The 26,266-nt window shown below is 73.9% G+C and carries 20 protein-coding genes; 10 read left to right on the forward strand and 10 right to left on the reverse strand.

The window, feature by feature from the left end; genetic code table 11:
• Positions 1-195 precede the first annotated feature (195 nt).
• The 3 genes from GCU69_RS28805 to GCU69_RS28815 all read left to right on the forward strand — a co-directional run bounded on the left by GCU69_RS28805 (position 196) and on the right by GCU69_RS28815 (position 3,110).
• Positions 196-729, forward strand: coding sequence for a gluconokinase (locus GCU69_RS28805; protein ID WP_098751103.1), 534 nt, complete (start codon positions 196-198; stop codon positions 727-729).
• A gap of 121 nt (positions 730-850) precedes the next feature.
• Entirely contained in the window at positions 851-1,873 is a 1,023-nt protein-coding gene (locus GCU69_RS28810) for a phosphotransferase family protein (RefSeq protein ID WP_156207639.1), read from the forward strand.
• Positions 1,874-1,877: 4 nt separating this feature from the next.
• Positions 1,878-3,110: an acyl-CoA dehydrogenase family protein gene (locus tag GCU69_RS28815; protein ID WP_156207640.1), complete on the forward strand. Its 1,233-nt coding sequence runs from the start codon at positions 1,878-1,880 to the stop codon at positions 3,108-3,110.
• 340 nt (positions 3,111-3,450) lie between these two features.
• On the opposite strand, the gene GCU69_RS28820 is transcribed toward GCU69_RS28815, so the two are convergent.
• From GCU69_RS28820 to GCU69_RS28830, 3 genes are all read right to left on the reverse strand, one after another.
• The gene (locus GCU69_RS28820; protein WP_098751106.1) at positions 3,451-4,044 is read right to left on the reverse strand and encodes a TetR/AcrR family transcriptional regulator; all 594 of its coding nucleotides are present in this window, start codon (positions 4,042-4,044) and stop codon (positions 3,451-3,453) included.
• 149 nt (positions 4,045-4,193) lie between these two features.
• The gene (locus GCU69_RS28825; protein ID WP_098751107.1) at positions 4,194-5,849 is read right to left on the reverse strand and encodes a class I adenylate-forming enzyme family protein; all 1,656 of its coding nucleotides are present in this window, start codon (positions 5,847-5,849) and stop codon (positions 4,194-4,196) included.
• Positions 5,846-6,664: an SDR family NAD(P)-dependent oxidoreductase gene (locus GCU69_RS28830; RefSeq protein WP_156207641.1), complete on the reverse strand. Its 819-nt coding sequence runs from the start codon at positions 6,662-6,664 to the stop codon at positions 5,846-5,848. The genes GCU69_RS28825 and GCU69_RS28830 overlap by 4 nt, the downstream gene beginning before the upstream one ends.
• Before the next feature lie 221 nt (positions 6,665-6,885).
• Between GCU69_RS28830 and GCU69_RS28835 the strand changes: the two genes are divergently transcribed.
• Complete coding sequence (locus GCU69_RS28835; RefSeq protein WP_156207642.1) at positions 6,886-8,172, forward strand: exo-beta-N-acetylmuramidase NamZ family protein; 1,287 nt, start codon at positions 6,886-6,888, stop codon at positions 8,170-8,172.
• 314 nt (positions 8,173-8,486) lie between these two features.
• On the opposite strand, the gene GCU69_RS28840 is transcribed toward GCU69_RS28835, so the two are convergent.
• Positions 8,487-11,339, reverse strand: coding sequence for a penicillin acylase family protein (locus tag GCU69_RS28840; protein WP_156207643.1), 2,853 nt, complete (start codon positions 11,337-11,339; stop codon positions 8,487-8,489).
• A 251-nt stretch (positions 11,340-11,590) separates the two neighbouring features.
• Here GCU69_RS28840 and GCU69_RS28845 point away from each other — a divergent pair, with 251 nt between their 5' ends.
• The 3 genes from GCU69_RS28845 to GCU69_RS28855 all read left to right on the forward strand — a co-directional run bounded on the left by GCU69_RS28845 (position 11,591) and on the right by GCU69_RS28855 (position 13,989).
• Positions 11,591-12,199 carry a hypothetical protein gene (locus GCU69_RS28845; RefSeq protein WP_098751111.1) on the forward strand — a complete coding sequence of 203 codons (609 nt, stop codon included), beginning with the start codon at positions 11,591-11,593 and terminating at the stop codon, positions 12,197-12,199.
• Between the two features lie 216 nt (positions 12,200-12,415).
• Complete coding sequence (locus GCU69_RS28850) at positions 12,416-13,825, forward strand: L-lactate MFS transporter (RefSeq protein ID WP_156207644.1); 1,410 nt, start codon at positions 12,416-12,418, stop codon at positions 13,823-13,825.
• Entirely contained in the window at positions 13,822-13,989 is a 168-nt protein-coding gene (locus tag GCU69_RS28855) for an MFS transporter small subunit (RefSeq protein WP_156207645.1), read from the forward strand. The genes GCU69_RS28850 and GCU69_RS28855 overlap by 4 nt, the downstream gene beginning before the upstream one ends.
• A 192-nt stretch (positions 13,990-14,181) precedes the next feature.
• On the opposite strand, the gene soxR is transcribed toward GCU69_RS28855, so the two are convergent.
• The gene (soxR, locus tag GCU69_RS28860; protein WP_098751113.1) at positions 14,182-14,658 is read right to left on the reverse strand and encodes a redox-sensitive transcriptional activator SoxR; all 477 of its coding nucleotides are present in this window, start codon (positions 14,656-14,658) and stop codon (positions 14,182-14,184) included.
• A 143-nt stretch (positions 14,659-14,801) separates the two neighbouring features.
• Between soxR and GCU69_RS28865 the strand changes: the two genes are divergently transcribed.
• On the forward strand, positions 14,802-15,263 hold the full coding sequence (locus GCU69_RS28865; protein WP_098751114.1) for a MaoC family dehydratase: 462 nt from the start codon (positions 14,802-14,804) through the stop codon (positions 15,261-15,263).
• 369 nt (positions 15,264-15,632) lie between these two features.
• Here the strand turns inward: GCU69_RS28865 and GCU69_RS28870 are convergent, their stop codons facing one another.
• The gene (locus tag GCU69_RS28870) at positions 15,633-16,259 is read right to left on the reverse strand and encodes a TetR/AcrR family transcriptional regulator (RefSeq protein WP_098751115.1); all 627 of its coding nucleotides are present in this window, start codon (positions 16,257-16,259) and stop codon (positions 15,633-15,635) included.
• Between the two features lie 134 nt (positions 16,260-16,393).
• Positions 16,394-17,545, reverse strand: a complete 1,152-nt coding sequence (locus tag GCU69_RS28875; RefSeq protein WP_156207646.1) for an acyl-CoA dehydrogenase family protein — start codon at positions 17,543-17,545, stop codon at positions 16,394-16,396.
• A 74-nt stretch (positions 17,546-17,619) separates the two neighbouring features.
• On the opposite strand from GCU69_RS28875, the gene GCU69_RS28880 reads away from it, so the two are divergent.
• Both GCU69_RS28880 and GCU69_RS28885 read left to right on the forward strand, forming a co-directional pair.
• A complete protein-coding gene (locus GCU69_RS28880; RefSeq protein ID WP_098751117.1) occupies positions 17,620-18,273 on the forward strand; it encodes a TetR/AcrR family transcriptional regulator in 654 nt (217 codons plus the stop codon).
• A gap of 326 nt (positions 18,274-18,599) precedes the next feature.
• The gene (locus GCU69_RS28885; RefSeq protein ID WP_235978763.1) at positions 18,600-20,864 is read left to right on the forward strand and encodes a SpoIIE family protein phosphatase; all 2,265 of its coding nucleotides are present in this window, start codon (positions 18,600-18,602) and stop codon (positions 20,862-20,864) included.
• Between the two features lie 216 nt (positions 20,865-21,080).
• Here the strand turns inward: GCU69_RS28885 and GCU69_RS28890 are convergent, their stop codons facing one another.
• The 3 genes from GCU69_RS28890 to GCU69_RS28900 all read right to left on the reverse strand — a co-directional run bounded on the left by GCU69_RS28890 (position 21,081) and on the right by GCU69_RS28900 (position 25,950).
• The gene (locus tag GCU69_RS28890; RefSeq protein ID WP_098751118.1) at positions 21,081-22,160 is read right to left on the reverse strand and encodes a zinc-binding dehydrogenase; all 1,080 of its coding nucleotides are present in this window, start codon (positions 22,158-22,160) and stop codon (positions 21,081-21,083) included.
• A 207-nt stretch (positions 22,161-22,367) separates the two neighbouring features.
• Positions 22,368-23,786, reverse strand: a complete 1,419-nt coding sequence (locus GCU69_RS28895; protein ID WP_098751137.1) for an aldehyde dehydrogenase family protein — start codon at positions 23,784-23,786, stop codon at positions 22,368-22,370.
• 694 nt (positions 23,787-24,480) lie between these two features.
• Positions 24,481-25,950, reverse strand: coding sequence for an MFS transporter (locus GCU69_RS28900; RefSeq protein ID WP_170315961.1), 1,470 nt, complete (start codon positions 25,948-25,950; stop codon positions 24,481-24,483).
• Positions 25,951-26,266: the final 316 nt, after the last annotated feature.

Here is a 26,266-nt window from a genome sequence, read left to right on the forward strand (position 1 = left end):
CCGCGGCGGCGCACCGGCTTCCCCGGCGGGCCGTGGGAGTGGTGCGCCGCCGCGCCGACGTACCGCCGGGCGATCACGTCGACTATCTTCACAGCGGGAGCCGCCGCCCGCGGCGCGGGGCGGGCACCGGGGCGGTACCGCGTACGACACCGACGAGCCGGCCGCGCACGACACCGACGACCCAGCGAGGTGCACATGGCCGCGACCGACCGGCAGCCGACCGGGGAGGACGCCCCGCTCGTCGTGGTGATGGGCGTCGCCGGGGCCGGGAAGACCACCATCGGCCGGATGGTGGCCGGCCGGCTCGGCGTCCCGTACGCCGACGCCGACGACTTCCACCCCCCGGAGAACATCGCCAAGATGACCGCCGGCACACCGCTCGACGACGAGGACCGGCGCCCGTGGCTGGCCGCGCTGGGCCAGTGGCTCGCCGAGCACTCGGCCGACGGCGGCGTGGTCTCCTGCTCGGCCCTCAAGCGCCGCTACCGCAAGCAGCTGTCGGAGGCGGCGCCGGGGGCGTTCTTCCTCCACCTCGACGGCTCCGCGGACGTGATCGCGCAGCGGATGGCACACCGCAAGGGGCACTTCATGCCGCCGAGCCTGCTGCGCTCGCAGATCGCCGACCTCCAGCCGCTGGAGCGGGACGAACGCGGAGCGGCGGTCTCGATCGACGGCACCCCGGAGCAGACCACGGACCTGGCCCTGGACGCGCTGCGCCGCGCGGGCTGACCGCCGGGCGGATCCGCCCGGCGGGCGCTGCGCCGCCGGGCTCCGGGCACCCGGGGGTGGACGTCATACCGACTGGTCGGCATGATGTGCGGACGTCCCGTCCCTCCCCGAGGAGCAGCCGATGAGCAAGGACCATCCGCCCGGTCTCGACCTGGAGCGTCTGCGCGGCCATCTGGACCGCGAACGCCCCGGTCTGGCGCGCGGGCCGCTGAGCGCCCGCCTGATCGAGGGCGGCCGGTCGAACCTGACCTACGCGGTCACCGACGGCCTCTCCCGCTGGGTGGTCCGGCGGCCGCCGCTCGGCCACGTCCTCGCCACCGCGCACGACATGCGGCGGGAACACCGGGTGATCAGCGCGCTGCACCCCACGGCGGTGCCGGTGCCCGAGCCGCTGCTGCTCTGCGAGGAGGAGTCGGTCATCGGCTCCCCCTTCTACGTCATGGAGTTCGTGGACGGGACGCCGTACCGCAAGGCCGGGGAACTCCTCCCGCTGGGCCCGGAGCGGACCCGGGGCGTGGTGCTCGGCCTGGTGGACACCCTCGTCGAGCTGCACGCCGTCGACCCTGCGGCCGCCGGGCTGGGCGACTTCGGCCGGCCGGAGGGCTTCCTGGAGCGGCAGCTGCGCCGCTGGGGCAAGCAGCTCGACGCCTCCCGCAACCGTGATCTGCCGGGCATCGACGAGCTGCACGCGGCCCTCGGCAAGGCCCTGCCGCCGTCCCCGGACGCCACGGTCGTACACGGCGACTACCGCCTCGACAACGTCCTCGTCGGCCCGGACGACCGGATCCACGCGGTTCTCGACTGGGAGATGTCGACCCTCGGCGACCCGCTGACCGACCTCGGACTGCTGGTGATGTACAGCGGGCAGCGCGGGGCGGCCGACATGCCGATCAGCACCACCGCCGGCGCGCCCGGCCACCCGGGGCCGGCCGAGCTGATCGAGCGGTACGCCGCCGGCTCGGGCCGGGACGTCTCCCGGGTCGCCTGGTACACGGCCTTCGCCTACTTCAAGCTCGCGGTCATTCTCGAGGGCATCCACTACCGCTTCACCCTCGGCCAGACCGTCGGAGCGGGGTTCGACCGCATCGGCGACCTCGTCCCCGTCTTCATCGACAACGGCCTCACCACCCTGCAGGAAGGCTGAGCACATGGACTTCGCATTCGACGCCCGCACCGAAGAGCTGCGCGAGCGGCTCCTGGCGTTCATGGACGAGCACGTCCACCCGGCCGAGCGGACCGCTGAGGAGCAGCGCGCCGCGCTCGCGTCCCCCTGGGACACCCCGGCGGTCGTGGCGGAACTCAAGGCCGAGGCCCGCCGGCAGGGGCTGTGGAATCTGTTCCTGCCGGACGAGACGTACGGCGCGGGGCTGACGAACCTCCAGTACGCGCCGCTCGCCGAGATCACCGGACGCAGCCCGCAGCTCGCGCCGACCGCCCTCAACTGCGCGGCCCCGGACACCGGCAACATGGAGCTGCTCGCCCAGTTCGCCACCGAGCAGCAGCGCAAGCAGTGGCTGGAGCCGCTGCTCGCGGGCGAGATCCGGTCGGCCTTCGCGATGACGGAGCCGGAGGTCGCCTCCTCCGACGCCACCAACATCGAGACCCGGATCGAACGCGACGGCGACGACTACGTCATCAACGGCCGCAAGTGGTACATCTCCGGGGCGATGAACCCGGACTGCAAGATCTTCATCGTGATGGGCAAGACAGCGACCGGCGAGGGCCCCGACGGCGTGGACATCCGCCGTCAGCAGTCCATGGTCCTGGTCCCCCGCGACACCCCGGGCGTCGAGGTCCGGCGCGCGATGACCGTCTACGGCTACGCGGACCACTACCACGGCGGGCACGCCGAAATCGTGTTCGACAACGTCCGCGTCCCGGCCGCCAACCTGGTCGGCGAGGAGGGCGGCGGCTTCGCGATCGCCCAGGCGCGGCTCGGCCCCGGCCGCATCCACCACTGCATGCGGCTGATCGGCATGGCCGAGCGCGGCATCGAGCTGATGTGCCGCCGCGCCGTGGACCGTACGGCCTTCGGCAAGCCCCTCGCCCAGCAGGGCGTGGTCCAGGAGTGGATCGCGGACGCGCGGGTCGCCGTCGAGCAGTTGCGGCTGCTGGTGCTCAAGACGGCCTGGCTGATGGACACGGTCGGCAACAAGGGCGCGCACACGGAGATCCAGGCCATCAAGATCGCCACACCGCGCACGGTCGTGGACATCCTGGACCGCGCGGTGCAGCTGCACGGCGCGGGCGGCGTCAGCCAGGACTTCCCGCTGGCCGAGCTGTGGGCGGCGGCCCGTACGCTCCGGCTGGCCGACGGGCCGGACGAGGTGCACCAGCGGTCGATGGCCCGCCGCGAGCTCAAGAAGTACGCGCGAGCCTGACGGAACGCGTGAACGGCGACGCGGCCCGGACCGGAAGCCCGGTCGGGCCGCGTCGCCGTGCGTCGGGGGCGCGGTGCGTCCGCGGTGCCGTGCTTCCGCGTCGCCGTGTGTCCGCGTCGCCGTGTGTCCGCGTCGCCGTGCGTCCGGGGGTGCCGTGCGCGCCGTGCGCCGATCACGCCGTCGTACCGCCGCGTGCCGTGCTGCGGTGTGCCGCGCCGGCCCCTGCTGCTGTGTTTGCGCTGCGGTGTTTGCGCTGCGGTGTGCTGCACTGCGGTGTGCCGCGCCGGCCCCTGCCGTGCTGGGCCGTACGCCGCGTGCCGTGCTCCGGCGTGCCGTCCGCTCAGGGGCGCAGGGCGCGCAGCAGCAGGTCCGCGAGGTGGTCGGCCACCTCGCGGCCGCTCAGCGGGCCCTCCGGCCGGTACCAGGTGGACAGGTGGTGCACCGAGCCGAAGTGGTAGTCCACGACCAGGTCGGCAGGGGTCCGGCTGCTGAACACCCCGGTCCGCTGGCCCTCCTCGATGAGGGCGCGGAACCGCTCGTGGTAGCGGCGCCGCTCGACCCGTACCTGCTTGTGCTTCTCCGGGCTGAGCTGGTGCATGGACCGGAAGAAGATCGTCGCGTCGTCCAGGTGCTCCAGGGTGGTGACGACAACGTCGGCCGCCGCGTCCCGCAGCCGCTGCTCCACCGGCGCGTCGGCGTCCGCGAAGGCGTCCAGCCGCTCCTGCTGGAGCCGCAGCACCCGGCCGTAGATCTCGTGCAGCAGATCGTCCTTGGAGCCGAAGTAGTGGTAGAGCGCGCCCTTGGTCACCCCGGCGGCCTCGACGATCTCCTGGACGGACGTCCGGTCGTAACCGCGCTCCGCGAAGAGGCGGGTGGCGGCGGCCAGCAGCCGCTGCGGGACCGGGGTCCCGTCGCCCTCCGTCGTTCTGGCCATCGCCGCCACCTGCCCCTCTGTCCGTAGTGCTGTGCTGCCGTGTGCTGTGCTGTGCAGTCCATGGAGCTGTGCTGTGCTGTGCTGTCCGTGGTGCCGTGCTGTCCGTGTGCCGTGCTGCCGCCGCCCGGGAGCGGCGGACACGGCATCCGTCAGCGGGAGGCGCGCAGCTCCCGTCGGAGGATCTTCCCACTCGTCGTCTTCGGCAGCTCGGGCAGGATCTCGACTTCCCTCGGATATTTGTACGCGGCGAGCCGTTCCTTGCAGTGGGCGGCCAGTTCCCCGGGCTCCGCCTCGGCGCCGGGCCGCAGGCTGACGTACGCCTTCACGGACTCGCCGCGGTAGGCGTCCGGTACGCCGACGACGGCCGCCTCGCGGACCGCCGGGTGGGTGTAGAGGACGTCCTCGACCTCGCGCGGCCAGACCTTGAAGCCGGAGGCGTTGATCATGTCCTTCTTGCGGTCGACCACGTAGAGCCAGCCCTGCGCGTCCATGAAGCCGATGTCGCCGGTGCGCAGCTCGCCGTCCGGCATCGCGGCGGCCGAGTCCTCGGGCCGGCGCCAGTAGCCGGGGACCACCATCGGGCCGCGGACGGCGATCTCCCCGTGCTCGCCGAAGGGCACGTCGCGGCCCTCCTCGTCGATGATGCGGACGACCGTGTCCGGCCCCGGGAGGCCGACGGACAGTGTGCCGGAGGCCGGGTCGACGGGCGCCTCCAGCTGCGGCGGGACGCTGGCGCAGGGCGCGGTGCACTCGGTGAGCCCGTAGCCGTTGCGGATGTACGGGCCGAATCCCGCGCGGAACTTCTCCACCAGGGCGGGCGGCAGCGGGGCACCGCCCGAGGAGATCATCGTGAAGGAGCTGAAGTGGTCCGGCGTGCACGAGGGGTGGGCGGCCAGGGCCATGAAGGCGGTGGAGGGGCCGACGGTGTAGGCGGGCCGGTGCTCGGTGAAGGCGTCGAGGACGACCCCGGCCTCGAAGCGGTGGGCGAGCGCGAGGGTGCCCGCGGCCGCGACGGAGGACGCCAGTTCGCAGACCATGCCGGTGATGTGGAACAGCGGGGCGAGGACGAAGACGCACGCGCCGTCGGGCAGTGCCAGGCCGGTGCGCTGCCGCTCGGCGTTGTAGGCGATGTTGCCGTGCGTGTTCATGGCGCCCTTGGGGGTGCCGCTGGTGCCCGAGGTGTAGCTGATGAGGGCGGTGTCGCCGGACGACGGATCCCGGCCTTCCGGGGCCGTGCCGCCGGTGCGCGCGGCGTGCAGCAGGTCGGTGGCGTCCTCGGGCGCGCCGAGGCGCTCGGCGGGCAGCACCCGCTCGTCGTTCCGGGTCTGGAAGTCCAGGTCGTCGGCGGTGAGCACGATACGGACCGGTGAGTCCGCGGCGGTCCCGCGCAGATACGCCTCCCAGGCCCGGTCGGAGCAGACCAGGGCGGCCGCGCCGGAGTCCGCGAGGACGTGCGCGACCTCGCGGTCCTTGTACATCGGATTGACCGGCACGACCGTGCCGCCCGCCTTCCAGGCGCCGAGCAGCGCGATCACGAAGTGCGGGGTGTTCTGCAGGATCAGCGCGAGCCGGTCGCCGCGGGCGAAGCCCCGCGCGGCGAGGTGGCCGGCGACGCCGTCGGACAGTTCGTCCAGCTCGCGGTAGCCGATCCGGCCGTCGAAGTAGGCGAGCGCCGGGCGGTCTGGCTCCCGGCGGGCCGCGTCGCGGAAGGCGTGCAGCACGGTCTCCGGCGGCCGGACGGGGGCCCGCTGGACCTCGCTGAGCTGTGCCAGCCACGGCTTGGCGTCGTAGATCGATGCGGTCATCGGGCTTCCCCTTCCGTGTCCCGCCGGGTGTCCTGTTCCGTCCGGCCGGCTTCCTGCTCCGCCTGTTCGACCTGCTGCTGGAGACGGTTCATGCCGCGCAGCCAGCGGTCGGTGTCGGTGGCGCGGGCGGCGTACATGGCGCCGACCTCTGGATGCGGCAGCACCAGGAAACGGTCGGCGGCGATGGCTTCGAACACCGCGTCGGCGACCTGCCCGGGCTCGATCGCGGTGGGCAGCAGGACGCGCTCGCCCGCCGCGCCGGTGCCGCTGAGCATGTCGGTTTTCACGCCCTGCGGGCAGACGGCGTGCACGGCGACGCCGCGGTGCCGGTAGGTGGCGGCGAGCCATTCGGCGAAGGCGAGCGCGCCGTGCTTGGTGACGCTGTACGGGGCGGATCCGACCATCGTCAGCAGCCCGGCCGCGGAGACGGTGGCGACGAAGCGGCCGCTTCCCCGTTCCAGCCACTCGGGAACCAGCTCGCGCGCCGCGCGGACGTGCGCCATGACGTTGACGTCCCAGGCATCGGCCCAGGCGGCTTCGTCCGCCTCCGGCCCGCCCCTGGTGGCGATCCCGGCGTTGGCGCAGTAGATGTCGATACGGCCGCCGAGGGCTTCCCGGGCCGCGGGGACGATTCCGGAGGCGTCGCCGGGCACCGCGACGCCGCCGATCTCCCGCGCCACGGTCTCGGCCTTGTCCTTGTCCAGGTCGTTGACGGCGACCCTGGCGCCCTCGGCCGCGAACCTGCGGGCGAGAGCGGCACCGATGCCGCCGCCTCCCCCGGTGACGACCACTGACCGTTCCCGTACCGCTTCCACGATCGGTCTCCCTCGACTCGGCTGTGGCGGCAGACTAACCGGTCGGTATGTCACCTGGGAAGGGGTTGCCCGGCGGCCCGCGCCACCGCCCGGCGCACGGCCCCCGTCCAGGTCGTTCCGCGAGCGCCGCCCGGGCGTTAGCGTGCGGGGGCACAGTGTCACCACCGGGCCCGGGGCCTCCCCTTTCCCGGTGTGAGAACCCCGAGCCCGGAGGTGCGTGGATGAGCCTGTCCCGAAGAAATCTGCTGGCCGCGACGGGAGCCGTCGGCGCCACCGTCGGCGCCGTCGCCGCCGGAGGCCCGGCGCGCGCGGACACCCCGCGCGGGCGTCCCGGGGGCGGGCCGGGGGTCCGTACCGGATTCGACCGGCTCGCGGCGGGCGGCTACGCGGAGCTGGCGGGACAGCGGGTCGGCGTGGTGACCAATCCGACCGGTGTCACGCCGGAGGTCCGGCACATCGTGGACGTCATGCACGCCGACGACCGGGTGAACCTCACGGCCGTCTTCGGGCCCGAACACGGCTTCCGCGGTACGGCGCAGGCGGGTGGCTCCGAGGGCCGGTACGAGGACCCGGCGACCGGCCTCCCCGTCTTCGACACGTATCTCAAGAGCGGCCGGGAACTCGCGGACATCTTCACGGAGTCCGGCGTCGACACCGTCGTCTTCGACATCCAGGACGCGGGAGCGCGCTTCTACACGTACATCTGGACGCTGTACGACTGCATGGTGGCGGCGGTCGGGGCGGGCAAGCGCTTCGTGGTCCTGGACCGGCCGAACCCGGTCACCGGGCGGGACGCCCACGGGCCGGTGCTGGAGAAGGAGTTCGCGACCTTCGTGGGCCGGGAGCCGATCGCGCAGGCGCACGGCATGACGGTCGCGGAGCTGGCGCTGCTGTTCAACGCGGAGTTCGTGCCGGAGGCGGCCGGGCGGGCCGTGGAGCTGGACGTCGTCCGGATGTCCGGCTGGCGGCGCGGCGACTTCTTCGACGACACCGGCCTGCCGTGGGTGCCGCCGAGCCCGAACATGCCGACGCCGGAGACGGCGCTGGTGTACCCCGGGACCTGCCTGTTCGAGGGCACCAACCTGTCGGAGGGGCGCGGCACCACCCGCCCGTTCGAGCTGCTGGGCGCGGAGGGCGTCGACCGGCGGTGGGCGGAGGCCGCGAACGAGCTGGAGCTGCCGGGGGTGCGATTCCGCGAGGCGTACTTCGCTCCGGTGTTCTCCAAGTTCGCGGGCAAGACCATCGGCGGGGTACAGCTGCACGTCCACGACCGGGACGCCTTCGACCCGGTGCGCACCGGCATCGCGCTGCTGGTCACCGCCAAGCAGACGTGGGACGGCTTCGCCTGGCGGCCGGACAACTGGATCGACAAGCTCACCGGCTCGACCCGGGTGCGGACGGCGATCGACGCGGGCGCCACCACGGACGAGGTGGTGGCGGGCTGGCGCGCGGAACTGGCGGCGTTCCGCCGGACGCGCCGGGAGCACCTGCTGTACCGGGGGCGCTGATGTGACGCCGTCGCCCGGCGGCCGCCGGACGCGGACCGGCCGGTCCTCCCGGGAGGGGAAGGACCGGCCGGCCGTCCGGTGTCCGTGGGCACACCGGCGGCTGCCGGGCGAAGGCTGCCCCGGGCGGCTGCCGGGCGAAGGCTGCCCCGGGCGGCTGCCGGGCGCCGGCCGGCTGCCGGGCACCGGCCCGGGGCGCAGCCGTCTCCGAGGCGCCTCCCGGAGACGGCTGCCGGTGACCGGTGACCGGTGACCGGTCACCGGTCGTCCGGTGACCGGTCGTCCGGTGACCGGTCGTCCGGTGACCGCTGTTCTGTTCAGCGGTGGCTCGGGAACTCCACCACCTGCTGATACGTCGGCCGGTTCTGCCAGTGCGCGGCGTCGTGCGTCAGCCCGCCGACCGGCCGGTGGATGACGGCGTCGGCGCACCACTGGTCGCCCGGCTCGCAGTTCTCGTCGCCCGGGTAGACCTCCGTCGCGGGGGTCGCGGCGGCCCGGGTGAGCGTGTCGAGCAGCACATCCCGGCAGGCCGACAGCTCGCCGCCGCCGCAGTACGTGTCGCCCAGCGCGCCCTCCACCGGCTCGCCGAGGACCTTGCGCAGGTCCTTGTCGGCGTAGCTCCACCAGCCGGCGAGGAAGGCCGAGCCCGCGTGCCCGCCCGTCGGCCCGTGGCCGGCGGACGGCGGCTCGTCGACCGCGAGGTTGGCCCGCAGCGCGTCGTAGAGCCCGTCCCCGAGGCCCGGCTTGAACTGTCCCTCGATGAGCCGGGCCCACCAGGCGTCCATGGTGCGGATGGCCTCCGCGTGGGCGTACGTCTTCGAGCCCGCCGAGGTCTCGCGCCGCTTCGCGCCCGCGTCGAGCCAGGACTCCAGTTGCTGTACGGCCTCGGCGGCGGCCGGGTCGGTGATGCTCTCGCTGCGCAGCACCTTCAGCAGCGAGGGCAGCACGGCCTCGCCGCGGAGGTCGGTCAGCCCGGCGTCGGCCATGACCCGGGTCAGCGAGGCCCGGGTGACGCCGCCCTGCTCCACCAGCTTCTTCACCCGGGTGTCGAGCAGGTCGCCGCGGTGCACGGAGCCGAAGCCGAAGCCGGCCGAGGTGTAGTCCCTGGCCTGCTTGTTGTTCCAGGAGACGTAGTAGTCCTGGTTCACCGACTGCGGGTGCTCGGCGGCGGGGGTGTACGCGGCGGTGTTGTGCTCGGGGGAGAAGTCCTGCCACTCGTACGCGGGTTCGGCCCGCACCGGGAGTGAGGCGTCGACACCCTCGGCGCGCACCGGGTTGTCGCCGCTGTTGAAGTACGCGGTGTCGCGGGAGTCGGCGTAGAACCAGTTGAAGGTGTAGCCGATGTGCTCGGCCGCGCGCTGGAAGGACTCCGCGTCCTTCACGTAGCCGGGGTCGTTGAACATCTGGAAGCCGATGATCGAGTCGGCCTCGTGCCGGTAGGTGGAGCGCAGCGAGGTGTAGGCGACGGGCTTGCCGTCGACGGTGGCTCGGTGTGTGACCATGCCGTAATCGGTGCGGTACACCTGCATCCGGTAGGAGCCCTCGGCCGTGGAGTCGGCGATCGACGGCTTCCAGGCGTTCCTCCGCTCCAGTTTCTCCATCGGCTCGCAGCTGCCGTGGTTGACGTAGTGCAGCGACTCCTTGGCCGGGGCGGAGCCGTCCGGTTCGCACAGCTCGACCGCGTAGGTGTCGATGATGTCCTGGTTGGCGGAGGTCGCGCTCCAGGCGTAGTCCTGGCCGCGGCCGAGCTGGACGTACATGCCGACGCCGGCGAACGAGGCGCCGCGGGCGCTGATGCCGGGACCCTGGAGTTCCTGGAGCATCAGCAGCTGCGGCGCGAAGTAGCCGGTCTGCGGGCCGAAGACGGCGACGGGGTTGCCGGCGGCGGTGTGCTTGCCGGAGACCATCAGGGCGTTGGACATGCCGTGCGGCTTGCCGAAGAGGTCCGCGGGCAGCACGCCGTCGTCGTGCATGTTCCGCAGCGGTTTCAGGTGCGAGGGGACCTTCACGGCCGCCTCGGCGTCCTTCTTCGCCGCGCCCTCCCGGTCGAACACCAGCTGTTCCGGGGTGACGGAGCCGGGGTCGGGCATGGCGGTGCCGCGCGCCTTGTCGGGTTTCCCGGCGTACGGGAAGGAGCTGCCGTCGTGCAGGGTGAGGACGGCCTCCGGGTCGTTGCGCTGCCGGAAGGACTCCCAGACCTCGGTGCCCTTCTGCGTGCCGTACTTCTCCTGGGCGGCGAGCAGCGACAGCGCGGCCTGCACCTCGCCGCCGCCCCCGCCGCCGAAGAGGGCGCCGACGACGGAGGCCAGGGCGACCATGTCGGTCAGCTTGAACGGCTCGATCTCGCCGATGTTGGTGATCGGGCCGATGTGGCCGGTCAGGACGTACTCGCCCGGGAAGTAACGGCCCTTCTTCGCCTTCTGCGCGTAGGCGTTGATGCCGTCGATGTAGGCCTGCGCGTCCGCCATGGCCAGCTCGCCGCGCTCGCCGGAGGCGGCGATCCGGTCGATCTGGCTCTGCAGGTCCTCCTCGGTGTACGGGGCCTGCGGCCAGAACTGCTGCTCGAGCCCCTGGTTGCCCTCGGCGCCGCCCGCGAAGGGGGTCAGCTCGCCGCGGCCGATGTGCCGGAAGAGGTCCATCAGCCACAGCCGGTCCTGCGCGGCCGCGTAGCCGGCGCCGAACTCGGTGCCCTCGCGGGTGGTGCCCTTGATGTGCGGCACGCCCGTCTTCTTGTCGCGGGTGATCGTCACGTCCTCGCGCGGCCGGGTGACCGACTCGACCTGGTCCTCCGGGACGCCGAAGGACGCGTCGTTGAAGAAGTCGGCGAGCTTGCCGTCGGTGAGCGAGGTGTGTCCCGCGACCAGGTCGTTGTACGGGCCGAGCTGGTCCGAGCTGTGCGCGGGCCGGGTGCCGAGGGTGCGGTGGGCGAGGATCTCGGCCAGGGTCGCGTTGCCGTTCGACCCCGGGGGCAGGATGTCGGAGCACTGCCCCTCGCAGTGGTCGGTGACCGGGGCCGCGGTGCTCGCGCTCGGCGCGGTGCTCTCGGCCGCGGCGGCGCGCGGCAGCGGCGAGAGGAGTCCCGCGGCGAGCGCGAGCAGCGCGGTGGCGGTCAGGGCACGGCGGGGGCGGGAGGTTCTGCGCGTGGCGGGAAGCGGGAGGCTCCGTCGCATTCCTGCTCCTTCCTGAGGGACGTTGAGCGGACGTTACCGCCGGTACAACGAATCTGGAAGATGAGCAGTCCTCACTTTCCCCGCCGGCGCTCCCCCACCCGGCTCCCGGGAGCCGGAGCAGCACGGAGCCGGTCGCGCAAGAGGGCCCAATCGGACAACTTCCCGGCCAACCGTCAACCGGAGGGAGCCGATCCGCCTTTGCGCCCGTCCATTCCACATCCCCGCAGAACGAGCGTCGGAGGTGGAAAGCGATGGCCGGTTTCAGAAGTCTCGCCGAACAGGTGCGTGACCCTCGACTCGCGCCCGAGCAGCGTCGCACGGCACTCCGCAAGTGCCTGGAGAAGTTCGCCCCGTACGGCCACCGGGCGACCTGGCACCACCTGTGCGACCGGGTGGGCATCGGCACCGAGGACCGGCGCCCCGCCCCGGAGCGGCTCACCGCAGCACTCGCCGAACTCGAGGAGGCCCGCCGGGTCTGGCTCGCGTACGACGTGGAGTTCGCCGCCCGCCGCAAACGGGAGAAACATCTGGGCATCCGACAGCCCAGCGCCCTCGACGACTGGCACCGGTGCACCTGGGGCGGGTGCGGGGTGGTCCGGTGCGACGACCCGCTGGTGCACCCGGCCGCGCCGCTGGCCGATGTGCTGCGCCGGCTGATCGCCGCGCTGGAGTCCGCGCCCGGCACGGCCTGCCCCGTCTGCGCCTGCGACCGGATCGCCTGGCGCGGCGGCCCGGACCGGCCGGCCTCGGGACCGGTCTGCACCGGCTGCGGCATCGCCGTACCCGAACCGGTGCTCACCGAGCAGGCGTTGCTCGGAGCACGGCGCGCGCGGCGCGCGGCGCTGGCCCAGGCCTCCTGACCCGGCCCCGGGAACCACCGCGCGCCCACGACCGAGGGCACAGATATTCCACGATGCGGGCAGAGCCTTCCGCACCCCTTCCCCGGAGATCGGTGAACGTTGTACGGTCCGGGCGGCGCGGCCCGCTCGAACACCAGCCGGGCTCTCCGGGGGACCGACTCCCGGTCACGCCCGCACCGCCCTCGCCCCCGCACCCGGCCGCGCGGAGGTATCCGCATGGCCTCGCTCGTCCCGGACGTGCTCGCCCGGTCCCGCTCGGTCGCCCCGCCCGGCTGGAGCCGCTGGCTCGTGCCGCCCGCCGCGCTGGCGATCCACCTCGCCATCGGACAGGCGTACGCGTGGAGCGTGTTCAAGCCCCCGCTGGAGGACTCGCTCGATCTGTCGGGCACCGCGTCGGCGCTGCCGTTCCAGCTCGCGATCGTCATGCTCGGCCTGTCGGCGGCCTTCGGCGGCACGCTCGTGGAGCGGAACGGGCCGCGGTGGGCGATGTGCGTGTCCGCGGTCTGCTTCTCGTCCGGCTTCCTGATCTCCGCGCTGGGAGCCGCGACCGGAGCGTACTGGCTGGTGGTGCTGGGCTACGGGTTCGTGGGCGGCATCGGGCTCGGCATCGGCTACATCTCGCCGGTGTCGACGCTCATCAAGTGGTTCCCCGACCGGCCGGGCATGGCCACCGGGATCGCCATCATGGGCTTCGGCGGCGGCGCGCTGATCGCCTCGCCCTGGTCCAGCCAGCTGCTGTCCGCGTTCGGCACCGGCACCGGGGGCATCGCGCGGACGTTCCTGGTGATGGGCGTCGTCTACGCGCTGTTCATGACACTGGGCGTGCTGCTGGTGCGGGTGCCGCCCGAGGGCTGGGAGCCGCCGGGCTCGCGGCCGGGCCGGCCGGCGGCTTCCGGCGCACTGATGACCACCGCGCAGGTCTCCGCGCGCAACGCGCTCCGGACGCCGCAGTTCTGGTGCCTGTGGGTGGTGCTCTGCATGAACGTCACCGCGGGCATCGGCATCCTGGAGAAGGCCGCCCCGATGATCCGCGACTTCTTCTCCGGCACCAGCACGCCGGTGGGCGTCACCGCGGCGGCCGGGTTCGTCAGCCTGCTCTCGCTGGCGAACATGCTGGGCCGGTTCGTCTGGTCCTCCACCTCCGACCTGGTCGGCCGGAAGAACATCTACCGGCTCTACCTCGGCGTCGGGGCGCTGCTGTACCTGGCGATCGCCTCGCTCGGCGACTCCTCGAAGCCGCTGTTCATCGTGTGCGCGGCCGTCATCCTGTCCTTCTACGGCGGCGGCTTCGCGACCGTCCCGGCCTATCTGAAGGACCTGTTCGGCACCTACCAGGTCGGCGCCATCCACGGCCGGCTGCTCACCGCCTGGTCCACCGCGGGGGTCCTCGGGCCGCTCATCGTCAACGCGGTCGCGGACGCCCGGGAGTCGGCCGGGCACACCGGCACCGACCTCTACACGACGTCCTTCTACATCATGATCAGCCTGCTGGTCGTCGGCTTCGTCGCCAACGAGCTCGTACGACCGGTCCACAGCCGCTACCACGAACCGCCCGCCGCGCCACCCGGGGACGGGCCCGGGCTCGCCGCCGCCCGGGGCACCGACACCGAGGGGACACCGCGATGAGCCAGGACAACTCCGCACCGCGGCCCGCGGCGGACCCGGCCGCGGACGGCCCCGCCCGCGGGCGGGGCGTGCTGATGGCCTGCTGCTGGCTCTGGGTGGGCCTGCCGTTCGGCTACGGGCTGTACGAACTCGGGCTGAAGCTCAAGCAGTTGTTCACGGGCTGATCCGGACGACCGGGCAAGCGCGGGCGGCGCGGCCGGCACGGTCCGGATCGCTCCCGGCCGGGTAGCCCGCGGGCCCGGCCGGCCGTACGGAGGCCCGGGCGGCCGGGATGTCTGGACCGGCCGGGGGGTGTCCGGACCGGCCGGGGCAGCCCCGGAGACGGCCGCCGTGCGCCCGCCCCGCCCCCGCCCGGGTCAGCGGTCCGCGGGCCTGCCCCGGCGCTCGGGCATCAGCACCGACCCCGCCAGCGTCTGGCCGCGCCGGTCGTCGGGGTTGGAGAGCGCGCACGTCTCCAGCGACAGGCAGCCGCAGCCGATGCAGTCGGTCAGATGGTCCCGGAGCCGCGCCAGCTGCGCGATGCGCTGGTCCAGCTCCTCCCGCCAGGCCTCGGACAGCCGTGCCCAGTCGTCCCGGTTCGGCGTCCGCTCGTCGGGCAGCTCGGCGAGCGCCTGCCGGATGGTCGCGAGCGGGATGCCGACGCGCTGGGCCGCGCGGATGAAGGCGACCCGGCGCAGCGCGTCACGGGTGTACCGGCGCTGATTGCCCGAGGTGCGGCGGCTGCTGATCAGGCCCTTGGACTCGTAGAAGTGGAGCGCGGAGACCGCCGCGCCGCTGCGGGCGGACAGCTGGCCGACGGTGAGTTCGTGGAGTCTCTCTGGAATCTGCGGCACTTTCGCAAGGCTACGCGGGCGCCCCCGCGCCCTCCCGACCCGGCCCCTCGGCGGACGCCCGGCAGCCCGCGGCGTTGACAGCGGTCCGCCGCGCCAGCATGCTGAGCAACCGCTTAGTATTTCGCGCTACGGAGGTCAGGAACATGGCGGAGCCCCGGGTTTTCACCTCGCTCGACGAGCTGCGGGCCGCGGTCGGCGAGCAGCTGGGCACGAGCGACTGGCTGGAGGTCGACCAGAAGCGGATCGACCTGTTCGCGGAGGCGACCGGCGACCACCAGTGGATCCACGTCGACCCGGAGAAGGCCGCGGCGGGCCCCTTCGGCACGACGATCGCGCACGGCTATCTGACGCTGTCGCTGCTGCCCGTGTTCGTGCCGCAGCTGATGCGGGTCGAGGGCGTGCGGATGGGCATCAACTACGGGTCCAACAAGGTCCGCTTCCCCTCCCCCGTGCCGGTCGGCTCGCGGCTGCGCGCCACGGCGACGGTCTCCGAGGTCAAGGAGGTCCAGGGCGGGGTGCAGCTGACGGCCGTGGTGACGGTCGAGCGCGAGGGCGGGGACAAGCCGGCCTGCGTGGCGGAGAGCGTGACCCGCTTCTACCTGTGACCCGCGGCCGGCTGTGACCCGCGGCCGGCTGTGAACGGCTGCGCCCGTGCGGCGCTTCGGGTTGTCCGGCTGTCCGGCTGATCGGCTGCCCGGCCCCGCGAGGCGCTGCTTCCGGCCGGCGCTCGTGCCCGTACGGCGCTCGTGCCCGTACGGCGCTCGTGCCCGTACGGCGCTCGTGCCCGTACGGCGCTCGTGCCCGTACGGCGCTCGTGCCGTACAGCGCTTGCGCCGTACAGCGCTTGCGCCGCACAGCAGCGGCGTACCGCGCTTGCGGCGTACCGCGCGGCCGGCCGTACGGCTCCTCAGCCCGCACGGCGACGACCGTGTCCGCGGGCCCTCCGGCACCTGCCGGCGGGTACGCGGACGCGGTCAGCGGACGGCGCCCACCATCCGCAGCACCAGGTCCGCGTACAGCTCACCGATCGTCTCGGGGGTGCGGCGTCCGTTCGGGTTGAACCAGCGCGCGACGTCGATGCAGAGCGACAGCACCGCGAGGGTCGTTCCGGCCACGTCCGGCACGTCGAAGTCCCCGGCGTCCACGCCGTCCTGGATGATCGACCGCACGGCGCTGTCGGTGCCGCGGCGCATCGCGAGCACCTCGGCGTAGTGCTCCTCGCCGAGCGCGCCCAGCTCGTACTGGACCACGCGGGCGGTGGTGTGGTGCGTGGCCTGCCAGTGGACGAAGGACCGGACGGCGTCCGCGAGCCGTTCGGCCGGGGTGCCGTCACCGGCCGCGGCCTGCTCCAGGATGCCGAGCGCCAGCCGGTGGCCGACGCCGCTGATCTGGTAGAGCAGCTCTTCCTTGGTCTTGTAGTGGATGTAGAGGGCGGCCGGGCTCATTCCGGCGCGGCCGGCGATGTCCCGGGTGGTGGTGGCGTGGTAGCCGCGCTCGGCGAAGGCCTCGACGGCCGCCCTGACCAGCCGCCTGGCCGCGTCCGGGGACACATCGGCCCACTCCTGCCCGGCCTCGTGGTCCTCGTGCGCCTCCGTGCCCATCACGCCCCGCTCTCCCGGCTCCCGGCGGGCTCTCCGCCGGCACGGGAAACCATACCTTGCACTGAGCAAGCGCTTAGGGCTTCCCGCCGCGCCCCGGGGACGGGGCGCGGCACGGAGGATACGCGGGGCGGCGGTCAGAACGCCGAGACTCCGGTGTGCGCGCGGCCGATCAGCAGCTTGTGGATCTGGCTGGTGCCCTCGTAGAGGGTCATGACGCGGGCGTCGCGCAGCAGCTTGCCGACCGGGTACTCGTCGATGTAGCCGTAGCCGCCGAAGACCTGGAGCGCGTTGTTGGCGCTGCGGACGGCGGCCTCGCTCGCGTACAGCTTGGCGACCGAGGACTCGGTGGCGAACGGGACCCCGCGCTCGATGTGGTCGGCGACCTGCCAGGTCAGCAGGCGCGCCGCGGCCACGTCCACCGCGATGTCGGAGATCAGCTCCTGGACCAGCTGGTGCCGCGCGATCGGGCTGCCGAACTGCTCGCGCTCGCCGGCGTAGCGGACGGCCGCGTCCAGGCAGGCCTGGGCGATGCCCACGCAGCCCGCCGCCACCGACATCCGCCCCTTCGCGAGCGCCGACATGGCGACGGAGAAGCCCTTCCCCTCGGGCGCGATCATCGCCGAGGCGGGGACGCGCACACCGGTGAGGGTCAGCTCGGCGGTGGCCTGGCCGCGCAGGCCGAGCTTGCCGTGGATCTCGCGGCGCTCCAGGCCGGGGGTGCCGGTGGGCACCAGGAAGGCGCTGACGCCCTTGTGGCCGGGGGCGTCACCGGTACGGGCGAAGAGGAGGACGACATCGGCCCAGGTGCCGTTGGTGATGAACATCTTGGCGCCGTCGATGACGTACGAGTCGCCGTCGCGCACCGCCCGGGTGGTCAGATTGGCCGCGTCGGAGCCGGTGCCCGGCTCGGTGAGGCCAAAGGCGCCGACGGCCTCGCCCGAGCACAGCCGGGGCAGCCACTCCTGCTTCTGCTCCTCGCTCCCCCAGGCCGCGACGGACTTGGCGACCAGGCCGAGGGAGACGGAGAGGATGCCGCGGACGGCCGAGTCACCGCGTCCGAGCTCCTCGGTGACCAGGACGTACGACAGATGATCGCCGCCCGAGCCGCCGTACTCCTCGGGGATCGTCAGCCCCAGGAAGCCCAGCTGCCCCAGCTTTTTCACGATGCCGCGGTCCACGCTCTCGACACGGTCCCACTCGGCGGCGTACGGGGCGACCTCGCGGTCGACGAAGTCCCGGGCGAGCCGGCGGACGTCGGCCTGCTCCTCGGAGAGTTCAAGATCCACGGCTACGGCACCTCTCGATTTCATTCGACGTTAAACTATCGCCGCTAGTTTTAACTGTCTCTACTATGTGGGCCATGGCCCGCCCCCGCAAGCCCCTGCTGAGCCGTGAGCGCATCGTCACCACCGCGCTCGCCCTGATCGACGCCGAGGGGCTGCCGGCCCTGTCGACCCGGCGGCTGGCGGCCGAGCTGGGCGTCAGCGGGCCCTCGCTCTACAACCACTTCACGGTCAAGGACGAGCTCCTGGACGCCGTGGCGGACACGGTGGTCGGCCAGGTCGACCTCTCGGTCTTCGACGACGGGACCGACTGGCGGACGGCACTGCTGCGGTGGGGCCGCTCGTACCGCGCGGCACTCGCGGCGCACCCGAACATCGTTCCGTTCCTCGCCCGGGGGCCGGGCCGCCGTCCGGCCGGACTGCGGATGGCCGACGCGGTCTTCGGGCACATGGTCAAGGAGGGCTGGCCGCCGGCGCACGCCACCCGCATCGGCGCCCTGATGCGCTACTTCGTCACCGGTTCCGCGCTCGGCTCCTTTGCCCGCGGCTTCGTCGACGACGCGGCGGCCTACGATCCGGCGGACTATCCGCACCTCCAGCAGGCGCACCTGCTCGCCGAACACCAGCAGCACGTCGACGAGGGCGCCTTCGAGACCGGCCTGCAGGCGCTGGTGGACGGCCTGGCACTGCAGTACGACCAACTGTCCGCGGACCGTACGGCCACGAGCTGACCGCGCCGCCACGAGCCGCCCGCGCCGCAGCGAGCCGACAGCACGGCCCCGGGCCGCCCGCACGCCCACCGGCCGGCCGCACGGCCACCGGTCGACCGCACGCCCACCACCCGGCCGCACGCTGACCGGACCGGCCGCACGGCCACGGGTCACGCGGCCGCCCGAGCCCGGCCGGATCGGCACCACGGCTGCGCGCGGCGCGCCCCGGAACCTCCGCGGACGCGGCCCCTCCGTCGCGGATTCGGCCGTTCCGCCCAAAGGGATGCCTCTGCCACGCCTCCGGCGTATCGTCCGACATGACGGATACCGGCTGATATGGAGATGGCGTGCCAGGCCTGCGTACACCGGCTGTCGGCCCGGACCCGGCCAGGAGCCGGCTGGACCGGCTGCTGACCGAGGCCGTGCACGGCGCGGGCGCGTACGGCGGCGCGGTCTATCTGCTCGCGCCCGACGGCCGGACGCTGTGGCTGGAGTCCTTCACCGGGTTCCCGCTCGAACTCATCGCGCCGTGGACCCGGGTCAGCACGACCGCCCCGCTCCCCGTCACCGACGCGATGCGCAGGCACGAGCTGGTCTGGGTGGGCGGAGCGGGCGCCATGGCCTCCCGCTATCCCCGCACCGCGCTGATCCTGCCGTACCACTTCTGCCTGGCCGCGCACCCGCTGGAGGAGACGGCGGAAACGGGGGACGCCGCGGACCCGGAGCCCGGGCACACCGGGGGCGGAGACACCGGGGGCGCGGAAAGCACCGCGGGCGGCTCCGGCAACGCCCGGAACCCCCTTGCCGCGGCGGGCTCGGCAGGACCCGGCACCACCTGGGGCGCGCTGATGCTGCTGTGGCCCGGGTCCCATCCGAAGGACATGTCCGACGAGGAGCGCGCCCGCGTGGTCGGCGTCGCCCGGAGGATGACCGGGACCCTGAGCGGTGCCGCCGCCGGGAACAGCCCCGTGCTGCCCGCCTCCGCGCCCCGCAAACTGGCCCAGCCCCGCACGTCCGTCGTCGGCCCCGAGGAGGCCCAGGCCGCCGTGCTCTACGCCGACCGGCTGCCCGAGGGCTGCTGCGCGCTCGACCTGAACGGCCACATCACCTACATCAGCCGCCGGGGCGCCGAGCTGGTCGGCGGCACGGTGGAGGAGCTGGTCGGCACCCGGCCGTGGCGCTCGCTGCCGTGGCTGGCCGACCCGGTCTACGAGGACCGCTACCGCGCGGCGCTCATCAGCCGGGACCCGACGGACTTCACCGCGCTCCGCCCGCCGGACCACTGGCTCACCTTCCAGCTCTACCCCGGCCCCACCGGGCTGAGCGTGCGCATCACTCCGGCCCATGTCCGGCAGAACGCCCCGGGCATGCCCGGCGGCAGCAGCCACCCGGCCGGGCCGACGCGGCTGGGCACCATCTACCAGCTCATGCATCTGGCGGGCGCGCTCACCGAGGCCGCCGGCACTCAGGACGTGGTGAACCTGGCGGCCGAGCACCTGCTGCCCGCTTTCGGCGCGCAGGGCCTGGTGATGACGGTCACCGAGAGCGGCCGGATGCGGATCGTCGGCCAGCACGGCTATCCCGAGGAGACCATCACCCACTTCGACGGCACCCCGCTCACCGCGTCGAGCCCGGGAGTGCGCGCCCTGACCCTGGGGGTGCCGGGCTTCTTCCCCTCCCGCGAGGAGCTGGAGCGGGCGTATCCCGCCCGTGCCGCGCTGCACGACGGCATGCAGGCCTGGGCGTTCCTGCCGCTCATCGCCTCCGGCCGCCCGGTGGGGACCTGCGTGCTGGCCTACGACCGCCCGCACGCCTTCGCGCCCGACGAGCGGGCCGCCCTGGCCTCACTGAGCGGCCTGCTCGCCCAGGCACTGGACCGGGCGCGGCTCTACGACACCAAGCACCGGCTGGCCCACGGCCTCCAGGAGGGCCTGCTGCCGCACAGCCTGCCCCATCTGCCCGGCCGGCTGGAGGTCGCGGCCCGCTATCTCCCCGCCACCCAGGGCATGAACATCGGCGGCGACTTCTACGACCTGATCCGGCTCGACGCCATCACCGTCGGCGCGGTCATCGGCGACGTCCAGGGCCACAACGTCACGGCGGCGGCGCTGATGGGACAGGTACGGACCGCGGTGCACGCCAACGCCACCGCCGGGGCCTCCCCCGACGAGGTGCTGGCCCGGACCAACCGGCTGCTGGTGGACCTGGAACCGGGGCTGTTCACCAGTTGTCTCTACGCCCACATCGACCTGTCCCGGCACCGCGCCCTGCTGGCGAGCGCCGGGCACCTGCCGCCGCTGCTGCACACCCCGGGCGGGCCCACCGAGGTGCTGGACGTACCGCCGGGGCTGCTGCTGGGCATCGACCCCGACTCCGACTACCCGGTCGCCGAGGTCACCGTCCCGCCGGGCAGTGTGCTCGCCTTCTACACCGACGGCCTGGTGGAGTCCCCCGGCACCGATCTCGACGAGTCCATCGGGGAACTCGGCGGCCGGCTCGCCCTGCACGGCCGGGACGGGAACCTGGAGGACGTCGCCGACGCCCTGGTCCGGTCGGCAGGCCGCGGTGTGGACACCGACGACATCGCCCTGCTGCTGCTCCGCCCCTGCTGAACGCGGCGGCCCGGCGCGCCTCCGGTACGGAACGGCTCCGATACGGAACGACTCCGGTACGGAACGACTCCGGTACGGAACGACTCCGGTACGGAACGACTCCGGACCGGGGTCCGGGTGCCGGAGTGCCACTCGCCACTTGTCGGGGGGCCGGGGGCCGGGGTCCGGGTGCCACTTGCCGGGTGCCGTCGCGGCGGCGAACGGCTGCCGTCGCGCTCAGAAGACGACCAGCGCCCGTCCGCCGCGTCCCGCGACCATCGCGTCGAAGGCCGCCGGTACGTCCTCCAGGCCGATCCGGTCGGTGACCATGCCGCCCGGATCGAGCCGCCCGGCCCGGATGTGCCCGGCGAGCACCGGCAGGTCGCGGGCCGGGTCGCAGTTGCCGTAGACGCAGCCGGACAGGGTGCGTCCGAAGTGGAAGATCTCCAGGGCGGAGAAGGACACCTGGTCGTCCTTGCGGCCGATGCCGACGACCGTGGTGCGGCCGCCCCGGCGGGTCGAGGACCAGGCCGTACGGATCGTCTGCGCGCGGCCGACGCACTCCACGGCCACGTCCGCGCCGTGGCCTCCGGTGAGCGAGCGGATCACCTTGTGCGTGTCGTCGGCGGCGGGCACGTAGTCGGTGGCTCCGGCCTTGCGGGCCAGGTCCTCCTTCTCCGGGGAGACATCGACCGCGATGATTTTCCCGGCTCCGGCGATGCGTGCCGCCTGGATGACCGCGAGGCCGACGCCGCCCACTCCGAAGACGGCGACGGACTCGCCCTCGCGGACCTTCGCGGAGTGGTGGACGGCGCCGTAGCCGGTCAGCACCGCGCAGCCGAGCAGCGCCGCGTCGGCCAGCGGCACGCCGCCGGGCAGTGGGAGCACGGCGTTCGCGGCGACCACGGTCTCGTCGGCGAACACGGCGCTGCCGAGCCCGGGGTAGAGATCGCGGCCGTCGGGGGTCCGGGCGTACGGCACACCGGCGCCGGCGAGGGCGTCGACGCAGAGCCAGGGCTCGTCCAGGCCGCAGTAGTGGCACGCACCACAGGAGGGCGCCCAGTTCAGGACGACGGCGTCGCCGGGAGCGACTGCCGTGACGCCCTCGCCCACCGCGGTGACGGTGCCGGCGCCCTCGTGCCCGAGAACGGCGGGGACGGGCTGGCGCAGGGTTCCGTTGGACAGGGAGAGGTCGGAGTGGCACACCCCGGCGGCGGCGAGCTTGATCCGGACCCGGCCGGGTCCGGGGTCGGGCAGCTCGATCTCGCTGATCTCCAGCGGGGCGTTGACGGCGGGCAGCACGACGGCGCGGGTCATGGCGGCTCTTCTCGGCTCTGGGGCGGGATGAGGCGGCGGGTGGTGCGGGTCGGGGCGGTGCCGCTCCGGCTGCGCCCGCGGGCGCAGCCGGAAGGTCACCGGGATCCGGGAAGCGGCCCGGAGGGCGGCGGGGCGGCGGCCTCACGGGGCCGGCGCCTTCGGGAGACCGGGCGGGGCCACCGCTGCCGCCCGGGGGCGGTAAGGGGTTCAGAACTGGAGCGACTTCGTCTGGAGGTACTCCCCCAGTCCGTGCACGCCCAGTTCACGGCCGACGCCCGACTGCTTGTAGCCGCCGAACGGGGCGAGCGGGTTGAACCGGCCGCCGTTGATGTCGACCTGGCCGGTGTCCAGCCTGCGGGCGAAGGCCTCCGCCCGTGCCGGGTCGGCGGACCAGACGGCGCCCGCGAGGCCGTAGACCGTGTCGTTGGCGATGCGCAGGGCGTCCTCCTCGTCCTCGTAGCGCAGGATCGTCAGCACGGGGCCGAAGATCTCCTCCTGGGCGACGGTCATGCCGGGGGTGACGTCGGCGAACACGGTGGGCCGGACGTAGTAGCCGGTCTTCGCGCCCTCGGGTGCGTCCGGGCCGCCGGCGACGAGGCGGGCGCCCTCCTCGACGCCCCGTTCGATGTAGCCGCGCACCCGGTCGCGCTGCTTGGCGTTGACCACGGGGCCGAGGCGGCTGGCGGGATCTTCCGGGTCGCCGGGCACGTACTTGGCGGCGGCGGTCGCGGCGAGCGAGAGCGCTTCCTCGTACTGGTCGGTGTGCACCAGCATCCGGGTCCACGCGCTGCACGTCTGGCCGGAGTTGGCGAAGACGTTGGCGACGCCGACGTTGACGGCACGGGCCAGGTCGGCGTCCGGAAGGATGACGTTGGCGGACTTGCCGCCCAGTTCCAGCGCGACCCGCTTCACGGCGCCGCCGGCCACCGCACCGATCCGCCGGCCGACCGCGGTTGAACCGGTGAACGAGACGAGATCCACGTCCCCGTGCCCGGCCAGCGCCTGCCCGGCGACCGGACCGAGGCCGGTCACGAGGTTGAAGACACCGGCGGGCAGCCCCGCCTCGTGCACGGCCTCGGCGAACAGCTGCGCGACGAGCGGGGTGTCCTCCGCCGGCTTGAGCACCACCGTGCAGCCCGCGGCGAGTGCCGGGGCCACCTTGGCGACGACCTGGTGCAGCGGGTAGTTCCAGGGGGTGATGGCGCCGACGACGCCGACCGGCTCGTGCAGCACCGTGGAGTTGCCGATCTTCTCCTCGAAGGCGTACGTCCCGGCGAGTTCGGCGTACGTCCCGGCGACGGTGACCGGCAGCCCGGCGTGCACGGCCTGGGCGAGCTTCACGGGCGAACCGAGTTCGGCGGTCACGGTCGCGGCGATCTCGTCCCGGCGAGCGTCGAGAGCCGCGTGCAGTGCCTGGAGGCGGGCGGCGCGCTCGGCGGGCGGGGTGGCGGCCCAGCCGGGGAACGCGGCCCGGGCTGCGCGGACCGCCGCGTTCACGTCCTCGGCCGTGCCGGCCGGCACCATGCCGATGACCTGCTCGTCGGCCGGGTTGACCACCGCGATGGCGTCGGTCCCGGCGGCGGGCCGCCACGCGCCGTCGATGTACATCCCGTCGTGGGCCTTCATGGATCAAGTCCTCCCGCGCCGACTGCTCGGTATGTGACGTGCGGAACCAAACTAGCGGTGTTAGTTTTCCGGCGCCACAGCGAACGGACGTGCCCCGGCTCACGTACCCCGCGGCGCCGCCGTGTGCGGCGGAGCCGCAAGGTCCGGCGGGGCCTGCTGGGCCGGTGCCGGGGCCGGTCCGATTCGTCCCGCCGTCCGGAACCGCGGGCCGCCGCCCGGGAGCGGGGCCGGGTTCGGAACCGGGACGGGGTCCGGACCGGGACGGGGTCCGGACCGGGACGGGGTCCGGACCGGGACGGGGTCCGCCCGTCCTGCTCCCGTCCGGTCCTCTCCGGTCCTCTCCGGTCCTCTCCTGTCATCTTCGGTCCACTTCTCCCGGTGCCGGAGCCTGCCGTCGTCCGGGACCGGAGACCCGGCGCGGCAGGAGCGACCCGGCCGCGGAGGCCGCGCCCCGGGGACCGCCGCCGCCATGATGCACCAACGCCGCGCGAGTGCCGAGCCCTCGCACCTTCCGTCCTCCGAGCCCGTCCGGAAACGACCCCCGTTCCTCCGGGACGCACCACACATCACGCACATCACGCATCACCTGACACGTAACGCCTGCGGCGCCTGCCGGCCGCTTCTCTGCCGGCCGCTACCCTGCCGGCCCTCCGGCCCGCCGCGGCTGCCGCGGCTACGGCGGCTACGGCTGCGGTTACGGCTGCGGCTCCCCGTCGGCTGCCGGACCGCTGCCGCCGCCCCGGTGGCAGCGGGCGTCCGGCCGGGGCGGCGAGTCCCCGGCCCGCGGGTGCTCGAACGGCGGCCGCTGCCGCGGAGGTTCCGCGGACGGCGGGTGCTCCGCCGACGGGCCCGGGAACTGCCGGTCCGAGGAGTGCGTGCCCGAGCAACGCGGACCCGGGGACTGCGGACCCGGGGCCTGCGGATGTTCCGGCGACGCGGCGGAATCGGCCTTCCGGCCGGGTCCGGAGCGCAGCAGCGGACGGGCCGCCGTGCCCGCCGACAGCAGCAGGAGCACGGCGAGCATCGCGAACGGAGCGGCCGTGCCCGCCAACCCGGCGAGCAGGCCCGCCGACGCCGGAGCGGCGACCTGCCCCAGCCTGTTGCCGGTGAGCCGCAGCGCCAGGGCGGTGCTGCGGGCGCCGCCCGGGGCGGCCTGCACGACGGTGGTCATGGACAGCGGCTGCCCGACGCCGAGGCAGAAGCCGAGCGCGGCCAGCAGCACCGCCACCCCCCACGCGGGCAGCGGCACCGCGATGCCCGCGCACAGCAGCGCCGCGGCCAGGCAGCTCCCGGCCAGCAGCACGGTCCGGCCGAGCAGCCGGATGAGCGGGGTCATCACCAGCCGGCAGGCGATGGTCGCGGCGGCCCGCAGGCTGAGCAGCAGCCCGACGGTCGCCGGCGCGATCCCCCGGTGCTCGCCGACGACCGGCAGATAGGCGGTGAGGATGTCCGTGGCGGACAGGACGGCGAGGCTGGTGAAGATGCCCGCGGGCACGCCCCGGGCGCGCAGGATCCGGTGTACGGGGACGGGCACCGCACCCGCCGCGGCACCGCCGTCCCGGCGGCCCGCCGCCGCGGCGTGGTCCGGGTGCTCGACACGCCACAGGGAGCCGCAGGCGAGGACGGCCACGGCCGCGGACACCAGCAGGGCGGTCGCGCTGGTGCGGCCCATGGTGCCGTCGTGCCCGGAGATCAGCAGCCCGGCGGCGACGGGCCCCGCGAGCTGGCCGAGCGAGGCGCCGATGGTGAAGTGGCCGAAGTTGCGGTCCTGGTCGGCCGGGGCGCTCTGCCGGGCCACCAGGCTCTGGGCGCCGATCACGAAGGCGAGGTGGCCGAGCCCCATGAGCCCGCTCCAGGCGGCGACCGCGGGCAGCGATCCGGCCGTACCGCCGAGGGCGCAGCCGGCCGCGATCAGGGCGACGCCCGCAGGCAGCAGCGGGGCGCACCGGCCGTGGTCGGTGCGCCGCCCGAGCGGGACGGCGGCGAACAGCGGGAGCAGCGCGTAGACGGCGGCGATGACGCCGACGGCGCGGGCGTCGGCACCCAGGGCGAGGGCCCGGTAGGAGACGGCGGGCCGGGCCATGCTCACCGCGCCCTGCGCGAAGGCGAACGCGATGACCAGGCGCAGCAGCCAGCCCCTGCCGGGCCGTGCCGCCGGCGGCATCAGGGACACCTCTTTCCCGTACCGGTCTCCACGTACCGCTGTTCCCGCTGTTCCCGCTGTTCCACGTGCCGACTTCCCGCTTCCGCTTCCTGCTTCCCGGTCTCCGGTCTTCCGCTCTTCCCGCTTTCCGCTTCCCGCTCTTCCCGTGTCCGGCTCGGCCGCTGTCGTCCGCGCCCCGCACGTCCGTGCCCGTCCGGATCCCGCTCCTCCGTGTCCGGCTCGGCCACGGCCGTCCGGCGCCGGGCGCCACACCCGTCCACGCCCGGCCCGTCCGCAGCCCCGTCCGCAGCCCCGTCCGCACCCGCGCCGCCGCCGG

The organism is Streptomyces lycii (assembly GCF_009735685.1).
In the GTDB taxonomy this organism is placed as follows: Bacteria; Actinomycetota; Actinomycetes; order Streptomycetales; family Streptomycetaceae; genus Streptomyces; species Streptomyces lycii.

Excerpts from the sequence above, each read along its gene's own strand:
- GCU69_RS28825 (WP_098751107.1), bottom strand. The coding sequence starts at position 5,849 with ATGACCGCATCGATCTACGACGCCAAGCCGTGGCTGGCACAGCTCAGC.
- GCU69_RS28880 (WP_098751117.1), top strand. The coding sequence starts at position 17,620 with ATGGCCCGCCCCCGCAAGCCCCTGCTGAGCCGTGAGCGCATCGTCACC.
- GCU69_RS28840 (WP_156207643.1), bottom strand. The coding sequence starts at position 11,339 with ATGCGACGGAGCCTCCCGCTTCCCGCCACGCGCAGAACCTCCCGCCCC.
- GCU69_RS28820 (WP_098751106.1), bottom strand. The coding sequence starts at position 4,044 with ATGGCCAGAACGACGGAGGGCGACGGGACCCCGGTCCCGCAGCGGCTG.
- GCU69_RS28855 (WP_156207645.1), top strand. The coding sequence starts at position 13,822 with ATGAGCCAGGACAACTCCGCACCGCGGCCCGCGGCGGACCCGGCCGCG.
- GCU69_RS28890 (WP_098751118.1), bottom strand. The coding sequence starts at position 22,160 with ATGACCCGCGCCGTCGTGCTGCCCGCCGTCAACGCCCCGCTGGAGATC.
- GCU69_RS28895 (WP_098751137.1), bottom strand. The coding sequence starts at position 23,786 with ATGAAGGCCCACGACGGGATGTACATCGACGGCGCGTGGCGGCCCGCC.
- GCU69_RS28850 (WP_156207644.1), top strand. The coding sequence starts at position 12,416 with ATGGCCTCGCTCGTCCCGGACGTGCTCGCCCGGTCCCGCTCGGTCGCC.
- GCU69_RS28845 (WP_098751111.1), top strand. The coding sequence starts at position 11,591 with ATGGCCGGTTTCAGAAGTCTCGCCGAACAGGTGCGTGACCCTCGACTC.
- GCU69_RS28810 (WP_156207639.1), top strand. The coding sequence starts at position 851 with ATGAGCAAGGACCATCCGCCCGGTCTCGACCTGGAGCGTCTGCGCGGC.
- GCU69_RS28870 (WP_098751115.1), bottom strand. The coding sequence starts at position 16,259 with ATGGGCACGGAGGCGCACGAGGACCACGAGGCCGGGCAGGAGTGGGCC.
- GCU69_RS28835 (WP_156207642.1), top strand. The coding sequence starts at position 6,886 with ATGAGCCTGTCCCGAAGAAATCTGCTGGCCGCGACGGGAGCCGTCGGC.
- GCU69_RS28815 (WP_156207640.1), top strand. The coding sequence starts at position 1,878 with ATGGACTTCGCATTCGACGCCCGCACCGAAGAGCTGCGCGAGCGGCTC.
- GCU69_RS28900 (WP_170315961.1), bottom strand. The coding sequence starts at position 25,950 with ATGCCGCCGGCGGCACGGCCCGGCAGGGGCTGGCTGCTGCGCCTGGTC.
- GCU69_RS28865 (WP_098751114.1), top strand. The coding sequence starts at position 14,802 with ATGGCGGAGCCCCGGGTTTTCACCTCGCTCGACGAGCTGCGGGCCGCG.
- GCU69_RS28805 (WP_098751103.1), top strand. The coding sequence starts at position 196 with ATGGCCGCGACCGACCGGCAGCCGACCGGGGAGGACGCCCCGCTCGTC.